This is a genomic window from Sorangium sp. So ce1153 (assembly GCF_051521595.1).
Classification (GTDB): domain Bacteria; phylum Myxococcota_A; class Polyangia; order Polyangiales; family Polyangiaceae; genus Sorangium.
Genome location: NZ_CP150361.1, coordinates 10496103 through 10509618, shown reverse-complemented (window position 1 = coordinate 10509618; position 13516 = coordinate 10496103). Strand labels below are relative to the sequence as shown.

General features: G+C 72.2%; 12 protein-coding genes. 8 read left to right on the top strand and 4 right to left on the bottom strand.

Annotated elements, in window-relative coordinates; genetic code table 11:
• The first annotated feature begins 34 nt into the window (after positions 1 to 34).
• A complete protein-coding gene (locus WME85_RS37940; RefSeq protein WP_437828016.1) occupies positions 35 to 1315 on the top strand; it encodes an aspartate kinase in 1281 nt (426 codons plus the stop codon).
• 92 nt (positions 1316 to 1407) lie between these two features.
• On the opposite strand, the gene WME85_RS37935 is transcribed toward WME85_RS37940, so the two are convergent.
• The gene (locus WME85_RS37935; protein WP_437828014.1) at positions 1408 to 3099 is read right to left on the bottom strand and encodes a hypothetical protein; all 1692 of its coding nucleotides are present in this window, start codon (positions 3097 to 3099) and stop codon (positions 1408 to 1410) included.
• A gap of 361 nt (positions 3100 to 3460) precedes the next feature.
• Here WME85_RS37935 and WME85_RS37930 point away from each other — a divergent pair, with 361 nt between their 5' ends.
• From WME85_RS37930 to WME85_RS37905, 6 genes are all read left to right on the top strand, one after another.
• Positions 3461 to 4498 carry a DUF4388 domain-containing protein gene (locus WME85_RS37930; protein WP_437828012.1) on the top strand — a complete coding sequence of 346 codons (1038 nt, stop codon included), beginning with the start codon at positions 3461 to 3463 and terminating at the stop codon, positions 4496 to 4498.
• Positions 4495 to 5523, top strand: a complete 1029-nt coding sequence (locus tag WME85_RS37925) for a PAS domain-containing protein (RefSeq protein ID WP_437828010.1) — start codon at positions 4495 to 4497, stop codon at positions 5521 to 5523. The genes WME85_RS37930 and WME85_RS37925 overlap by 4 nt, the downstream gene beginning before the upstream one ends.
• Positions 5524 to 5734: 211 nt before the next feature.
• On the top strand, positions 5735 to 5944 hold the full coding sequence (locus WME85_RS37920; protein WP_437303963.1) for a hypothetical protein: 210 nt from the start codon (positions 5735 to 5737) through the stop codon (positions 5942 to 5944).
• Positions 5945 to 5951: 7 nt separating this feature from the next.
• Positions 5952 to 6674 (top strand): hypothetical protein, encoded by a 723-nt coding sequence (locus tag WME85_RS37915; protein WP_437828007.1) that lies wholly within the window; start codon positions 5952 to 5954, stop codon positions 6672 to 6674.
• Complete coding sequence (locus WME85_RS37910; RefSeq protein ID WP_437828005.1) at positions 6671 to 7237, top strand: TlpA family protein disulfide reductase; 567 nt, start codon at positions 6671 to 6673, stop codon at positions 7235 to 7237. Before WME85_RS37915 ends, WME85_RS37910 begins: the two co-directional genes overlap by 4 nt.
• Positions 7238 to 7331: 94 nt before the next feature.
• Positions 7332 to 7718 (top strand): VOC family protein, encoded by a 387-nt coding sequence (locus tag WME85_RS37905; RefSeq protein WP_437828002.1) that lies wholly within the window; start codon positions 7332 to 7334, stop codon positions 7716 to 7718.
• Positions 7719 to 7807: 89 nt separating this feature from the next.
• On the opposite strand, the gene WME85_RS37900 is transcribed toward WME85_RS37905, so the two are convergent.
• A complete protein-coding gene (locus WME85_RS37900; RefSeq protein ID WP_437828000.1) occupies positions 7808 to 8644 on the bottom strand; it encodes an SHOCT domain-containing protein in 837 nt (278 codons plus the stop codon).
• A 100-nt stretch (positions 8645 to 8744) separates the two neighbouring features.
• Positions 8745 to 10022, bottom strand: a complete 1278-nt coding sequence (locus WME85_RS37895) for an aminotransferase class I/II-fold pyridoxal phosphate-dependent enzyme (RefSeq protein ID WP_437827997.1) — start codon at positions 10020 to 10022, stop codon at positions 8745 to 8747.
• Positions 10023 to 10491: 469 nt separating this feature from the next.
• Between WME85_RS37895 and WME85_RS37890 the strand changes: the two genes are divergently transcribed.
• A complete protein-coding gene (locus WME85_RS37890) occupies positions 10492 to 11190 on the top strand; it encodes an alpha/beta hydrolase (protein WP_437827994.1) in 699 nt (232 codons plus the stop codon).
• Positions 11191 to 11544: 354 nt separating this feature from the next.
• Here the strand turns inward: WME85_RS37890 and WME85_RS37885 are convergent, their stop codons facing one another.
• A complete protein-coding gene (locus WME85_RS37885) occupies positions 11545 to 13473 on the bottom strand; it encodes a 2-hydroxyglutaryl-CoA dehydratase (RefSeq protein ID WP_437827991.1) in 1929 nt (642 codons plus the stop codon).
• Positions 13474 to 13516: the final 43 nt, after the last annotated feature.

Sequence of the window (13516 nt, the reverse complement as noted above, 5' to 3'; positions counted from 1 at the left end):
CCTGCGCAGCGCGCGCAGCTCTTGGAGGTGCAGCATGGCCGAGGAGCCGCCGAACCGCGTCCAGCCTGGGAGCTCGCCGTGCGAGCCGGGCGCCTCGCCCGCGAGGGCGGGCCGCCCGATCATCGTGCAGAAGTATGGCGGCTCGTCCGTCGCCGACGTCGACCGGATCGGCAAGGTCGCCGACCGTGTCGTCGCCGCGAGGCGCGCCGGCAATGACGTCGTCGTCGTGGTCAGCGCGATGGGCAAGACCACCGACGGCCTGCTCGCCCTCGCCCGTCAGGCGGCGGGCGATCGGGCCGACCCGCCCCGGCGCGAGCTCGACATGCTGCTCTCGACGGGCGAGCGCGTCTCGATGGCGCTCCTCTCCATCGCCATCCAGTCTCGCGGCTTCGAGGCGATCTCGTTCACGGGCTCGCAGTCCGGCATCCTCACGAACGATCGCCACTTCGACGCGCGGATCATCGAGGTCCGCCCGTTCCGCATCGAGGACGAGCTCGCCCGCGGACGCATCGTGATCGTCGCCGGCTACCAGGGCATGAGCTACCGCCGCGAGATCACGACGCTCGGGCGCGGAGGCTCCGACACTACCGCCGTGGCGCTCGCGGCGGCGCTCAGCGCCGAGCGCTGCGAGATCTACAGCGACATCGACGGCGTGTACTCCGCCGACCCCCGGGTCGTCCCGGACGCGCGCCACCTGCCCGAGCTCGACTGCGCGGTCCTCCAGGAGATGGCCGAGTGCGGCGCGAAGGTGGTCTGCGCGCAGGCGGTCGAGTGGGCGCGGCGCTCCGGCGTGGCCCTCTACGCGCGGTCGACCTTCGACCCCGCCCCCGGCGCGCGGGAGACGGTGGTGCGCCGCTTCGCGCCCGGCGCCGCGTCCTCGACGATCGCCGCGCGCGCGATCGTCGCCGAGGGCAACGTCGTCCTCGCGCGCGCCCCTGCCGGGCTCCGGCTCGACGCGCTCCTCCGCGCGGCGAGCGAGCTCGGGGTGAGCTTCCGGGATCTCTCCTTCGGCCCTGGCGGCGGCGCGTTCGCGATCCCGCTCCTCAACGTGCCCGACTGGCAGGGGGCGAGGCGCCAGCTCGCCGCGCTGCTGCCGTCGCTCGAGCTCGTCGAGGGCCTCGCGTCCGTCAGCGTCGTCGGCGACGGCCTCACCGCCACGGCGGAGCCGCTCGCCCGCTTCGCGGAGGTCCTGCAGCAGGCCGGCATCGCCCCCCGCTTCACCGTCGCGGGCCCGCTGCGCCTCGGCGCGCTCGTCGACGCCGCCGAGTCAGCCCCCGCGCAGCGCCTGCTCCACGCGTCGTTCGTCGGCTCCTGACCGGCGCCCGCACCCCGCGCGGCGAGCGCCCTCTCCCTGGGCCGGGCGTCTCGGCGAGACCTCCGCGGACGCCCCGCGCGCTCCTGGTTCGGTCAGTGCTTGCGCTGCCGCGTCAGCGCGATGAGCCCTGCCGAGCAGGCCACCCACGCGACCTCGCGCGACGCGTCCCACGCGATCGCCGCCCGCGGGATCGACGCGCCCCCCTCCTCGATCGCGCCGAGCGCCGTCGCCTCGATGTCGGCGACCAGCGTCGGCCCCGCGTTCGACGGCACGTGGACCAGCTGCGCCCGGCGTTCGCCCTCGCGGGCGACCAGCGCGAGCAGCGGCGACCCCCGGTGATCGCCCGCGAAGGCGAGCGCGATGACCAGCGGGAGCCCCTCGATCACGCGGAAGGTCTCGCCCCCGTCGCGCGACACGCAGAGCAACCCGGCGCCGGCGAGCGCGATCGATCGGCCCCCGGCCGCCGCCGCCAGCCGCACGTCGTCGGCCTCCGCGGCGCGCCGCGCCGCGCCGGACAGCGGCACCACCGGCGAGCCCTCGTCGTCGCCGCGGAGCCGCTCGAGCTGCGGGCCCGCCGGCGTGCTCGCGAGCGCCACGATCACCCCCTCGCTCGCGCTCATCCGGAGCACGCCGTCCCGCAGCGCCGGCCCGAGCGACAGCGACAGCGCGCCCCGCGACGGCGCGGGCGCGCTGTCGCGGCGCGACGACCCTGGCGTCACCGCGGAGCCCGTCTCCGGCGGCACGACCACCGCGCCCGCCGCGGGCGACCACAGCGTCTTGCCGCAGAGCACCCAGAGCCGCCCCGGCGTCGTCGCGAGCGTCACCGGCGCGCCGCCCGACCCCCATGCGCCCAGCGGGCTCGCGGTCTTCCCCCGGTCGTCGCTGAGGAGCAGGTTGCCTCGGCGCGTGGCGATGAGCAACGCGGCGTCCGACAGCGCGATCGACGACGCCGACGCGTCGACGCCGGCGCGCCGCGCGGTCAGCGCCCCCGCGTCGACGACGAGCACGGTCCCGCGATCGCCGGCCGTCCGGTCCGCGCGCCGCGCGCGGCCTCCCGGGCGCGCGGCGGGCTCGCCGGTCGGCGCCGGCTCCGCGCCTCCGGCGACGACGTAGCCGCCGGCCACCGCGAGCGTGCTGCACGGCACGGCGGCGCCGGCGTCCTCGACGACGACCCACGGCAGCGCGTCCCAGACAGGCGCCTGGTCGTCCGCGAGATCGGGCAGCTCCGCGAGCAGATCCTCGCCCTCGTAGGCGCCGTCCTGATCGGCGTCGAGCGCCGGCAGCTCGTCCTCGTCCACGTCCTCCGACGGATCCTCCCCTGTCCCTTCGGCGCCGCCGTCGTCGCCGTGCGCCCCGCCGTGCTCGTCGAGGTCGTCGTGCTCGTCATCGTCGTGGCCGGGCGCCTCGTCGGACAGCCACGAGCCCGCCTCGGCGTCCGCGATCCCCTCGTGGAGCGCCCCGACGTCGACGCCCTCCTCCGCGGCCTCGTCCTCCCCGGCCCCGGCGCTGTCCTCGACGAGCTCGACGCCTACCTCGAGGTCGCTCGCGTTCACGTCGTCGAGCCCGCCCTCCGCCTCGTCGAGCGTCTGCAGCAGCTCCTCGAAGGTCTCCTCGCCTTCGTCTTCCTCGTCGTGTCCGAGCGGCGGCAGGTCGACCAGCTTGTCGTCGTGCTCGTCGTGCTCGCGCTCGATCTCGTCATCGTCGACGGCGGTCTTCGGCTGCGGTGCCGGGCACGTCTCGCGGCGCTCCGCGTCTCGCTCTCTGCAGGCTCGTGAGGCTGACATCGGCGGGAGTGTAGCGCCCCTCGCGGCGCTTTCGCCCCGCGCGGCGCCCCGCGCCGGCGCGCCGCTCCCCTCCAGCGCCCGACGGCCGAGGCCGGCCGCGGCCTCACCCCGCCCGGCCCCGCCCAGGAGGCCGCCGCGCGCCGGCGGCCTCGCCCGGAGGGGCCCGGGTCACGCCAGGTTTGTCTAACCTCTGTCAGGTGTAGGAGCTTCGCGCCCAGTATTGTAATAAAATTTACATAAATTTGGATTCAACTACATGAGTTTCCGGACGATTTCATGTCATTCCGGAGCCTGCTGTACGTATAATGTTTGTGGATGCAGTTTGACGGAGGGTGTTCATGGCCATAGAGTCGATTACGCTATGTTCGACATCGTCGTCTCCTCCGCGCCGGCAACGCCCTTTGCCCATCGCGTCGCGGCCGCGCTCCGCGAGGCCCGCATGCGGGTAGTCACCTGCGAGATCGCGCCGAACCGCCCGCCGCCGGACGCGCTGCGGGTCGACGCGGCCGTCGCCTGCGCGCAGAGCCCGGCGGCGCTCCTGGACATCGCCCGCTCGCTGCGCGCGGTGCTCGACGGCCCGCCGCCCGTGATCGGCGTCAGCTCGTCGCGCGCGATCTTCGCGATGGCGGAGCTCTCGGGGGCGCTCGCGGACGACGTCCCGAGCTCGGTGATCGCCGCGCAGGTCCAGCGGCTCGCGGCGCAGGCCGAGCGGCAGCGGAGCCGCGTCATCCTGCGTGGCGAGCTCGACGACGTGGGGCTCGACGGGCTCCTCGCCTCGCTCGCGTCGCGCAGCCGCACTTGCTTCATCCGCGTGCGCGCCGGCGCGCTCCGCGCCGAGGTGACGGTGGACGCCGGGCGGCCCATCCACGCCCGCGCGGACGGCGTGAGGCCCTCGGAGCACTGGACCGACGCGCTCGCGTCGCTCGGCGCCTGGCAGGGCGCCAGCTTCGAGGTCATCGCGAGCGAGGCGGGCGGCGCGCAGCGCGGCGAGCGCGAGAGCCAGCGCCCCCCGGCGTTCCCCGTCGACGACGCGGCCGACGTGGCCCTCGCCGCCGCGGTGGTGAACGCCTGCGCCGCCTATGCGCGCGCGTGGCTCGGGCCCCCGATGACGTCCCGCCTGCTCGCGTCGTCCTGGATCACGGCGCGCGAGCACCACAGCGCGCTCGACGCGTTCGCCATCAGCGGCGACGCGCTCGTCTCTGTCGCGCAGATCGATCGCGCCCGCTCGGCGATCCCGCAGGCGGTCGCCGCCTGGATCGTCGCCTTCTTCGACGCCGCCGCGGAGAAGGTCCCGTCGCGCTTCCAGCGCCGTCGCATCCGGGAGGTCCTTGGTGGGCTCACGCGCCTCGTCGAGCAGGTCGGCTGGGCGAGCGTCTTGTTTGAAGGAGTCGAGCGATGAACCAGATGTCGACGATGGACGAGGCGCCGGAGAGCCTCGCGGAGTCTCTCCCCGTCAGCGTGGAGCGCCTCGCCGAGATGACCTCCGACGAGGTCGACGACCTGCCGTACGGCTTCATCATGCTGGACGAGGACGGCGTCGTGCTGCTCTACAACCGCTACGAGCAGCGCATGAGCCGCCTCCCGTCGGAGCGGGTCGTCGGCAGGAACTTCTTCCAGGAGATCGCCCCCTGCACCCGGGTCGAGGCGTTCTACGGCCGGTTCCGCGCGCTCGCGCAGCAGCCGCCGGGCGCGACCGACAGGTTCGCGTTCCGCTTCCACTTCCTGCACGGGGCGCAGGACGTCCATGTCCAGTTCGCGCGCGCGCCGGTCAACCGCGTGTTCATGACCGTGCACCGCATGCCGCTCGAGCAGGGCGAGCACGAGCGCCCGGCGACGATCCGCCACGAGCGCGAGCGCGGCCGGCTCAACGGTCCGCTCGGCGCCATGTTCCCGCTCGCGTGGGATCAGGTCGCCGCGCTGCTCGCGCGCGTGGGCCACGGCGCCGCGCGCGAGCTCGGCCGGGGCGTCGGCCGCAAGATCGCGGGCGTCGCGGAGCACACCGTGGTCGAGGCGGGCGCGAAAGCGCTCGACAAGGCGCCGGTGCTGCTCGCCGTGGGCGCGCTCGACCAGGCGCTCGCCGAGCTCGGGATGGGGAGGCTCGCCGCGGACTTCTGCGCGCACCCGCCGCGCGTCGCCTGCTTCGTGCGGCCCCCGGTCGAGTCGGGGTCGGTCGAGCTGTCCGCCTTCTACGAGGGCCTCCTCGAGACGACGATCAGCGCGGCCCTCAACGCGGCGCACGTCGCCCGGTGCATCGAGGGGACCGATCTCGCGGCGCTCCCGTGGCGCTTCGTGGTCGTGCCGATCGAGCGCGCCTCCGAGCTCCGCGCCCTCGAAGGTGAGCGGCCCGACGATCTCGCGAAGCGCTTCGGCATCCTCGAGAGCGGCTCGGGGGCCGCGGATCGAGGGACGAACGCGGACTCTTGACGCGGCGCGGGACCCGGTCATCCCCGGCCGGCGTGCCCGCTGGATCCCTCCGGCGAGCGGTGCTTAGCTCCGCCCTCCAATGCGCCGGCGCGACAGCAATTCCAGGCAAGTCGCCTCCGCGCCTCCGGCCGGCGAGCAGCCATCGGCGGCGTCCACGGGGGCGCTCGGGCCTGCTCGCGGCCCTCTCTCGATTGCGGAGGCGAGCGCCGGGATGCTGGTGCAAGACGTCGTGGTTCATCCAGCGGATGTCGTGTTCGTGAAGGGCATCGTCGAGGCGAGCGACGGCGTCGCGCTCCTGCTCGGGGATCGCGGCGGGGAGCTCACCCTCGCGGCGCCGCTTGGCCGGGGTGACGAGTTCGCCGAGCTCCTGCTCGATCTGGAGCGAGACGTCGGGTTGCGGCGCCGCGGCGCGCCACGCTGAGGGAGGCATGACGGAGCGCCGCGACCCCAGCTCGGTCGATCTCACCCAGGACTCCGCGCTGGACGCCGCCGTCCACGACGGCGCGGCCCCGGGCCTGCCTGCGCCCACGGGCGCGCTCCTCGACCCGCGCATCCTCGCCGCGTGGAGGGAGTGGCTCGCCGCGCTCGCGACCGACGCCGAGGCCGCGATCGCCGCGGCGCACGTGTACGGGGAGCTCGGCCCCGAGGCGCGCGAGGCGTGGCTCGACGTGCTCGCCGAGGACGCGCCCAAGCTGCAGGTCCCGCCGGTCGCGATCTACGCGCCGCTCCTGTCGGTCGAGAGCGACGCCGCGCGCCGCGAGCGGATCGAGGAGGCGATCGGGGCGGGGGAGCGCGCGTCGGGTCCGGCGGGCGGGTTCGCGCTGCGCGGCATCGCCGCGGGGGGCGACCGGGTGGTGGCGCTGGTGACGCCGCTCTATCTCCGCTTCGTGCGGGTGCTCTGGTGCCGCTACCTCCCCGAGGACGGCATCGCGTGGGCCCGGCACGATCCGATCGTCCGCGCGGAGGAGGCGCCCGGCCCCGGGATGCTGCTCGACGGCGCGCAGCTCGAGGCCACGCCGATCAAGCTGGTCATCGAGGAGCTGTGCCACGCCATCCTCGCGCAGCAGCGCAAGGGCGCCGAGCTCCCGCCGTCGCTGCAGCTCTGCGCCGATCTCTTCGACGCGCAGCTGGAGGGGGATCCGCTGCCATGAGGCCGCTCGCGCCGGTCTGCTTGCCGCTGCTGCTGCTCGCGATCGGCTGCGGTGGCAGCGGCGACGCGGTCCGGGAGCCCGTGGCAGGACCGCCGGCCGCCGCGGCGAGCCCGGCGCGCGGACCGGCGCTGACCTTCTCGTACGAGACGCTCGACGGCCGCGAGCTCTCCACCGCCTCGCTGGCGGGCAGGCTCAGCGTGATCGGCTTCGTCGCGACGTACGACGTGGCGTCGCAGGCGGAGGCGCGGTTCCTCGCGGGGCTCTTCCGCGATCACACGCCGCGCATCAACGCGGCGCTCCTCGTCCTCGAGGCGAGCGAGAACCGTCCGCTGGTCGAGGCGTTCGTCGCCGCGCTCAAGCTCCCGTACCCGGTGGCGCTCGCGGACGCCCCGACGATCGCCGGAGAGGGGCCCTTTGCCGGGCTGCACCACGTGCCGAGCGTCGTCATCCTCGACGCCGACGGGAGGGAGGCGTTCCGGCACGTGGGCCTCATCACCCAGGAAGCGCTCGACGAGGTCCTCCGCCGGATCGAGCGCGAGAACGCGCGCTCGGCGGCGCGGTAGGCAGACAGCGCGTCGCGCCGGCCGGCGGAGCGCCGGGGACGCCGCGCCATTTCTTCGATCGGCGCGCGACGGACCGAGCGATGATGGCGCGCATATGCTCGACCACATCGGCTTTCCGGTTTCAGATTTCGCGCGGAGCAAGGCCTTCTACCTGGCGGCCCTGGCCCCCCTTGGTTACGGGCTCGTGATGGAGGTCACGCCCGAGATGACCGGGGGCGCGGGCAGCCATGCCGGTCTGGGGCCCGAAGGGAACCCGCAGTTCTGGATCGGCACGGGCGGCGCCGTGCAGGGCAGGCTGCATGTCGCGTTCGTCGCGAAGACGCGCGCCGACGTCGACGCCTTTTACAAGGCCGCCCTCGCGGCCGGCGGCGTCGACAACGGGCCGCCGGGGCTCCGGCCGCAGTATCACCCGGGGTATTACGGGGCCTTCGTGCTCGATCCCGACGGGCACAACATCGAAGCTGTGTGCCATGGCCCCTGAGGGGTGAGGGACTCAGGGGAGCACGTTCTGCGGAGCTGCGGTCTCGCCGGTCGGCGAGATCGAGAGAAGGCGCCAGGACGCCCCCGCGCTCAGAGCCTGCTCAGGAGATCCGTCTTCTTCGCGGCAAACTCCTGCTCGCTGAGGATCCCCTTTTGCCGCAGGTCGGCGAGCCGCTCGATGGCAGCGAAGATGTCCGACTCCTGAGCTGAAGAGGAGCGCGGGAGCGCGTCGACGGCCTGCGCCGGCGCCGGAGCAGGCGCGGCGCTCGGCGCCTGTTGCACGGCGGCGTCGCCGGAGATGATCGGCAGGTTGAGCACGCTCACGACGCCGTACTGGCTGGTGAACGTGACCGACGACCCCGACCCTTGCTGCTGCGACACGCCGCCGATCTGGTGATCCAGCGTGTCGTAGACGCTGACTCGCCCGTTGACGTCGACGGCCAGGCGACGCGCGCCGGGGAAATAGGCATACCGGATGTTGTTCTGCGACCCGGTGGAGCTCGGAACCCCGAGCTCCCCGGGCCACCAGCTGCCCGAGCCGCCCCCCGACGAAGGCACGAAAAGGCTGACCGGCGAGCCGCCGAAGCCACCGCCGCCGCCCTGCTGCTGCTGCTGTCCACCCTGCCCCTGGAACGAATAGCTGGCAGGCGCAGGCGCGAAGGGCTGGCTGGCCAGGAGACTGGACAGCTCGGAGCACAGGCCGTCCACCTTCGCCTTGAGGCCGTTATTGAACATGTCGCCGATCATGGTCATGCCGCCCTGCATCCACTGCCCTCCGCCGCCAAGCTCGGGGTGGTAGAACTGCGCCATCGTTCCTTGACCGTTCACGAGCGCTTGCAGCAGCGTCATCACCGCGTCGGTGCTGACGAAATAGCGCTGTGACAGCTCGGAAACTCTGCGCTGACCTTCAGGGGTGAGTTGCTGCATGATGAGGCGCTCCGGGAGGGAGCGGCGAGCGTGGCACGGCGGTCCTTCGCTCGCAATGCAGCCTGGCGGGGTGAGGGCGATTCAGCCCGCTGAGGGCGATTCAGCCCGCGAGCTTGCGCACGCTCGCGAGCTGAACACAGACCGCGACGACTTCCATCGCGACGCGGATCTGATCGAGCGGCGGCAGCGAAGGCGCGATCCGGATGTTGCGATCGCGGGGATCACGGCCGTAGGGGTACGTCGCGCCGGCGCCGGTGAGCTTCACGCCGGCCTTGTTGGCCAGGCGCACGACCTCCTTGGCGCAGCCGTCCAGGGTGTCGAGGCTGGTGAAGTAGCCGCCGCGCGGCGAGGTCCAGGTGGCGATGCCTTTGCCGCCGAGCTCGCGCTCGAAGATGCTCGTCACCGCCTCGAACTTGGGTCGCAGGAGCTCGGCGTGCCGCTGCATGTGGCTCAGCAAGCCCTTGTAATCCTTGAAGAATCGCACGTGCCGCAGCTGGTTCACCTTGTCCGGGCCGATGGTCTGGATGCCGAGGTGCTTCTTCGCGTCCGCCACGTTCGCGGGGCTCGACGCCATCGCCGCGATGCCGCTGCCGGCGAACGAGATCTTCGACGTCGAGGCGAAGACGAGCGGCCGGTTGGCGTTGCCCGCGGACTGACACGCCGACACGATGTCCGCGAGCCGGTCGCCCTCGGCGTAGAGGTCGTGGACCGCGTAGGCGTTGTCCCAGAAGAGGCGGAAATCCGCGGCCGCCGTCTTCATGCTCGCGAGGCGGCGAACGACCTCGGGAGCGTAGGTGGTGCCCGTGGGGTTGCTGTACTTCGGGACGCACCACATGCCCTTGATGGCCGAGTCCTCCGCGACGAGCCGCTCGACCTGAGCCATGTCCGGCCCGGCGTCGTTCAGATCGACGGTGATCATCTCGATGCCGTGGTGCTCGCAGATCGCGAAGTGACGATCGTAGCCGGGGCTCGGACAGAGGAACTTGACCTTCGGCTGCTTCAACCAGGCGCCGTTCCCGTCCGGCACGCCGTGGACGAGCGCGCGGACCACCGCGTCGTGCATCATGGTCAGGCTGCTGTTCCCGCCCACGATGACCTGCGCCGCGGGCACCTCGAGCAGCTCGGCGAAGATGGCCTTCATCTCCGGCAGGCCGTCGAGGCCTCCGTAGTTGCGCGTATCCGAGCCGTCGGAGGCGGTGAGATCGCTCGCGTCGGGCAGGGGGAGCATGCCGTTCGCGAGGTCGAGCTGCTCGGACGACGGCTTCCCGCGCGTCATGTCGAGCTTGAGCCCGCGGGCTTCGAAGGCGTCATAACGTGCCTCGAGCTCCCGGGTGAGCGAGGCAAGAGCATCAGGGGACAACGAGCGCAGTTCGGTCATGGCGGGCGATGTCTAGCAGAATTTCGCGCGCGCGTCCCGACCCGCGTGGACCCCCGCTATCCGCCGCGAAAATGCCGCAGCCGGGCCGCCCGCCAGCGGCCTGCCGCGCGGCGCCGCGGCCCGTCCGTCGCGCCCGGCGCCTCGCCCCCGCCTGGGCCCGCTGTGACAGGCACCCTCCCCATGATGCGTTTTGCCACGAGCGCCCGCCCACCGCGCTTCTGCCCGCGCGCCGAGGGCCATGTCGACGAGGATCTCGAGTTGCCCGAGGCCACGTATCGGCACATCGACATCTCCCATGGACAGCCGGCGGCGAGCCGGGGGCGGTCGCGGTCTGGCAGGGCTGAAGCCGCGGCTCGGGCGGCGGCGCCTGCTCGGCATGGGGAGTGCTGGGGCTCTGACGGGGCTGCTGGGATGCGGGCGAGGTCAGGCGACTGCGGGCCCGTCCGGGCCTCGGGAGGAGGATCAAGGAATGAGCGCCGGCGTCCACACGAAAGACCCTTCGCGCCTGAGCGCGCGGCCGCAGGCGAAGCGCGAGGGCGAGCTCCAGGCCGGGCTGACGCCGCTCGGGCTGTCTCCGCGGCGCGACGGGCTGCTCTACGTCCCCGCGGGGTACCGGGCGGACCGCCCCGCGCCGCTCGTGGTCCTGCTGCACGGGGCCGGGGGCAGCGCGCACCACGGCATCGCGCTCCTGAAGGAGCAGGCGGACGGGGCAGGCCTGCTCCTGCTGGCGCCGGACTCGCGCCACGCGACCTGGGACATCCTCGCCGACGACGCGTACGGCGCCGACGTCGCGTTTCTGGACCGCGCGCTCCACCAGCTGTTCCGCAGCGCCGCGGTCGACCCGGGGCGGCTCGCCATCGGCGGCTTCTCCGACGGGGCCTCCTATGCGCTGTCGCTCGGGCTCACCAACGGCGACCTGTTCACGCACGTGATCGCCTTCTCGCCGGGCTTCATGGCCCCCGCGGAGAAGCGCGGCCGCCCGCGCATCTTCATCTCGCACGGCACGCAGGACCAGGTGCTGCGGATCGACCCCTGCAGCCGCCGCCTCGCGCCGCTCATCCAGCGCGCTGGCTACGACCTGCGCTACCAGGAGTTCGAGGGCCCGCACACGGTGCCCGCGGAGATGGCGCGGGACGCCGTCGGCTGGTTCCTGCCCGGGGCGGGCTGAGCTTGAAACGGTGCGTGAGAAGAAAGGGAGATTGAACCGCCAAGACGCCAAGAGCGCCAAGATGAGAGGAGACGTAAGAAGAGAGGGATTGAACCGCCAAGGCGCCAAGAGCGCCAAGATGAGAGGAGACGTAAGAAGAGAGGGATTGCGCCGCCAAGACACCAAGGCGAGAAGAGGGCGGAAAGATTATTATCTCTCTTCTTGGCGTTCTTGGCGTCTTGGCGGTTAATTCTCTTTCCCGCTCTTCTCTCTTCTTCCGATGGCGTCCTGGCGGTTTATGCGCTCCCCGCTCGCGATGCCGGAGCGACGTGAGCGAGCGAGGAGGCCGCCGGGCGAGCCCGCCCGGCGCGCGCCTCACTCCGCGGCGATCGGCTCCACGCTGTGAACCGTGTGGCTCACCTCGGGGTTGTTCTCGAAGTACGCCTTGCCCGCCAGGCGCTTCACGAGCGGGCTGAACCGCTCCGAGGCCTTGCCGGCGAGGAGGTCGCGGACAAGCGCGACGTCCTCGCGCGCCCGGCTGAGCGTCTCGGGGTCCGTCAGGAACTCCTTTGCCGCCTTCGCCTTGGCCGGCGCTGCCTTCACCGCGTCGCGGAGCGACCCCGCCGCGGCCTTGGCCTTCACCACGGCGCGCTCGGCGGCCGTCTGCTTGATGAGCGGCGCCACCTCGTAGACGAGGTTGGCGGCCGACCCGGCGACCCGGTGCGGCGCGTGGTGGAGCGGGCTCGCGTACTTCGGGTTCTTCTCGAGGAAGGCGCGCACCTCGGCCTCGGTGACGCCAGCCTCCTCGTAGGCGCGCGCGAGCTCCTGCTCGGCCAGGATGCGCGCCTTGAACATGTACATCTGGATGCGGGAGTAGAAGTTCGTCGCGCCGTCGCCGCTCGTCTCGACCGCGCAGAAGATCGTCCCGGGGTAGCGCGACGTGATCAGCGACTGGACGCCGTCGGAGACGCCCGACGAGGGCATGCACCCGAACGGCTTCACGCTCACCGTGACGTGCGCCTTCGACTTCACGGCGTTCACGATGAGCTTGCCGACCTCCATGTGCCCCTCGCCGCCGCGGAGGTCGTTGGAGTAGTAGTCCTTCGCCACGTCCGCCACGAGCTCCATGTCCGGAAGGTGGTAGTCGAACAGGCCGAGCGGCAGCGCGAACGCCTGGAAGCCGACGCGCAGCGCCCCCTCGGCGAGGCGCATCGTCGCGAGGCGCTTCGCCACGCCGAACTCGTCGAGGCCCGCGAGGCCGTAATTGCCCTCGTCGGCGCCGCGCAGGTCGCGCCGCTCGCGGGTGTCGCGGGCGCACTCCCAGATGTTGTAGAGGAGCCACGCGGTCGTGAGCTGGATGTCGTTCTCGCCGCCCTCGCTCTCGAGGAACCGCTGCAGGGCGTAGTTGCCGTCGCCCTCGGTCGTCATCGCCCAGAACTCGCCGATGATCGACGTCTTGGCCTTGGGACGGAGCTTGTCGACCCGCACGGCCTCGAACTCCTTGCGCGCCTCGTAGAGCGCCCGGAAGACGTTCGTCTGCTCGTAGAGGGCCTTGTAGAGGATGCGCTTCGCGCTCTCCATCGCGCGGTTCGTCGCGCCGGGCTCGACCTCGTAAGGCCGGATGCGGTAGCCGAGCGCGTTCAGCGTGTCGCCGCAGACGATCGCCTTGATGATCGCGATGAAGAAGGCAGGGTTCATCTCGAGGCCGACGTCGTCGCCCGTCGCCTGCGAGAGGCCGCCCGTCTGCTGGAAGAGCATCACCCGGAAGCCGTCGAAGCCGGCGTCGCGGAGCGCCTTCCGGTACTCGGTCACGTACATGCCGAACCGACAGGGGCCGCACGCGCCAGCGGTCAGGAACACGTAGTTCTTGATGATGTCCTCGGTCGGGATCCCCTGCTTGTCGCGCAGGTCGATGAGGTGCTTCACCAGGCCGCCGACGGTGAAGTACGTCGGGTTGCACTGGCCGCGGTTGCCGAACTCCTTGCCCGCCTGCAGCCCGGCGTTGTCGCTCATCCCGAAGTAGTGGACGTTGTAGCCGAGGCCCTTCAGCGCGCCCTCGCACAGGAAGTCCTGCGCGGCGGTGAGGCCGCTGATGAGGAGCGTCACGCTGTCGCGCTCCTTCTTCGTCATCTTCGGCTTGAGCATGCCGTCGACCCACTGTCGCCGCTCGGCCTTGATCCCGAGCCGCTCGCGCTCGGCCTCCTCGAAGGCCCTGAGCTCCGCCTCGATGTCGATGTCAGCCTTGTTGGATCTCGTGTCGCCCACCAGAGGAAGGCGCGTCTTCTGCGTGATCGTCTGTTCCATGGCGTGGCTTCCCTTCGCTCGGATGCTGGAAGGGGCGGCCGCG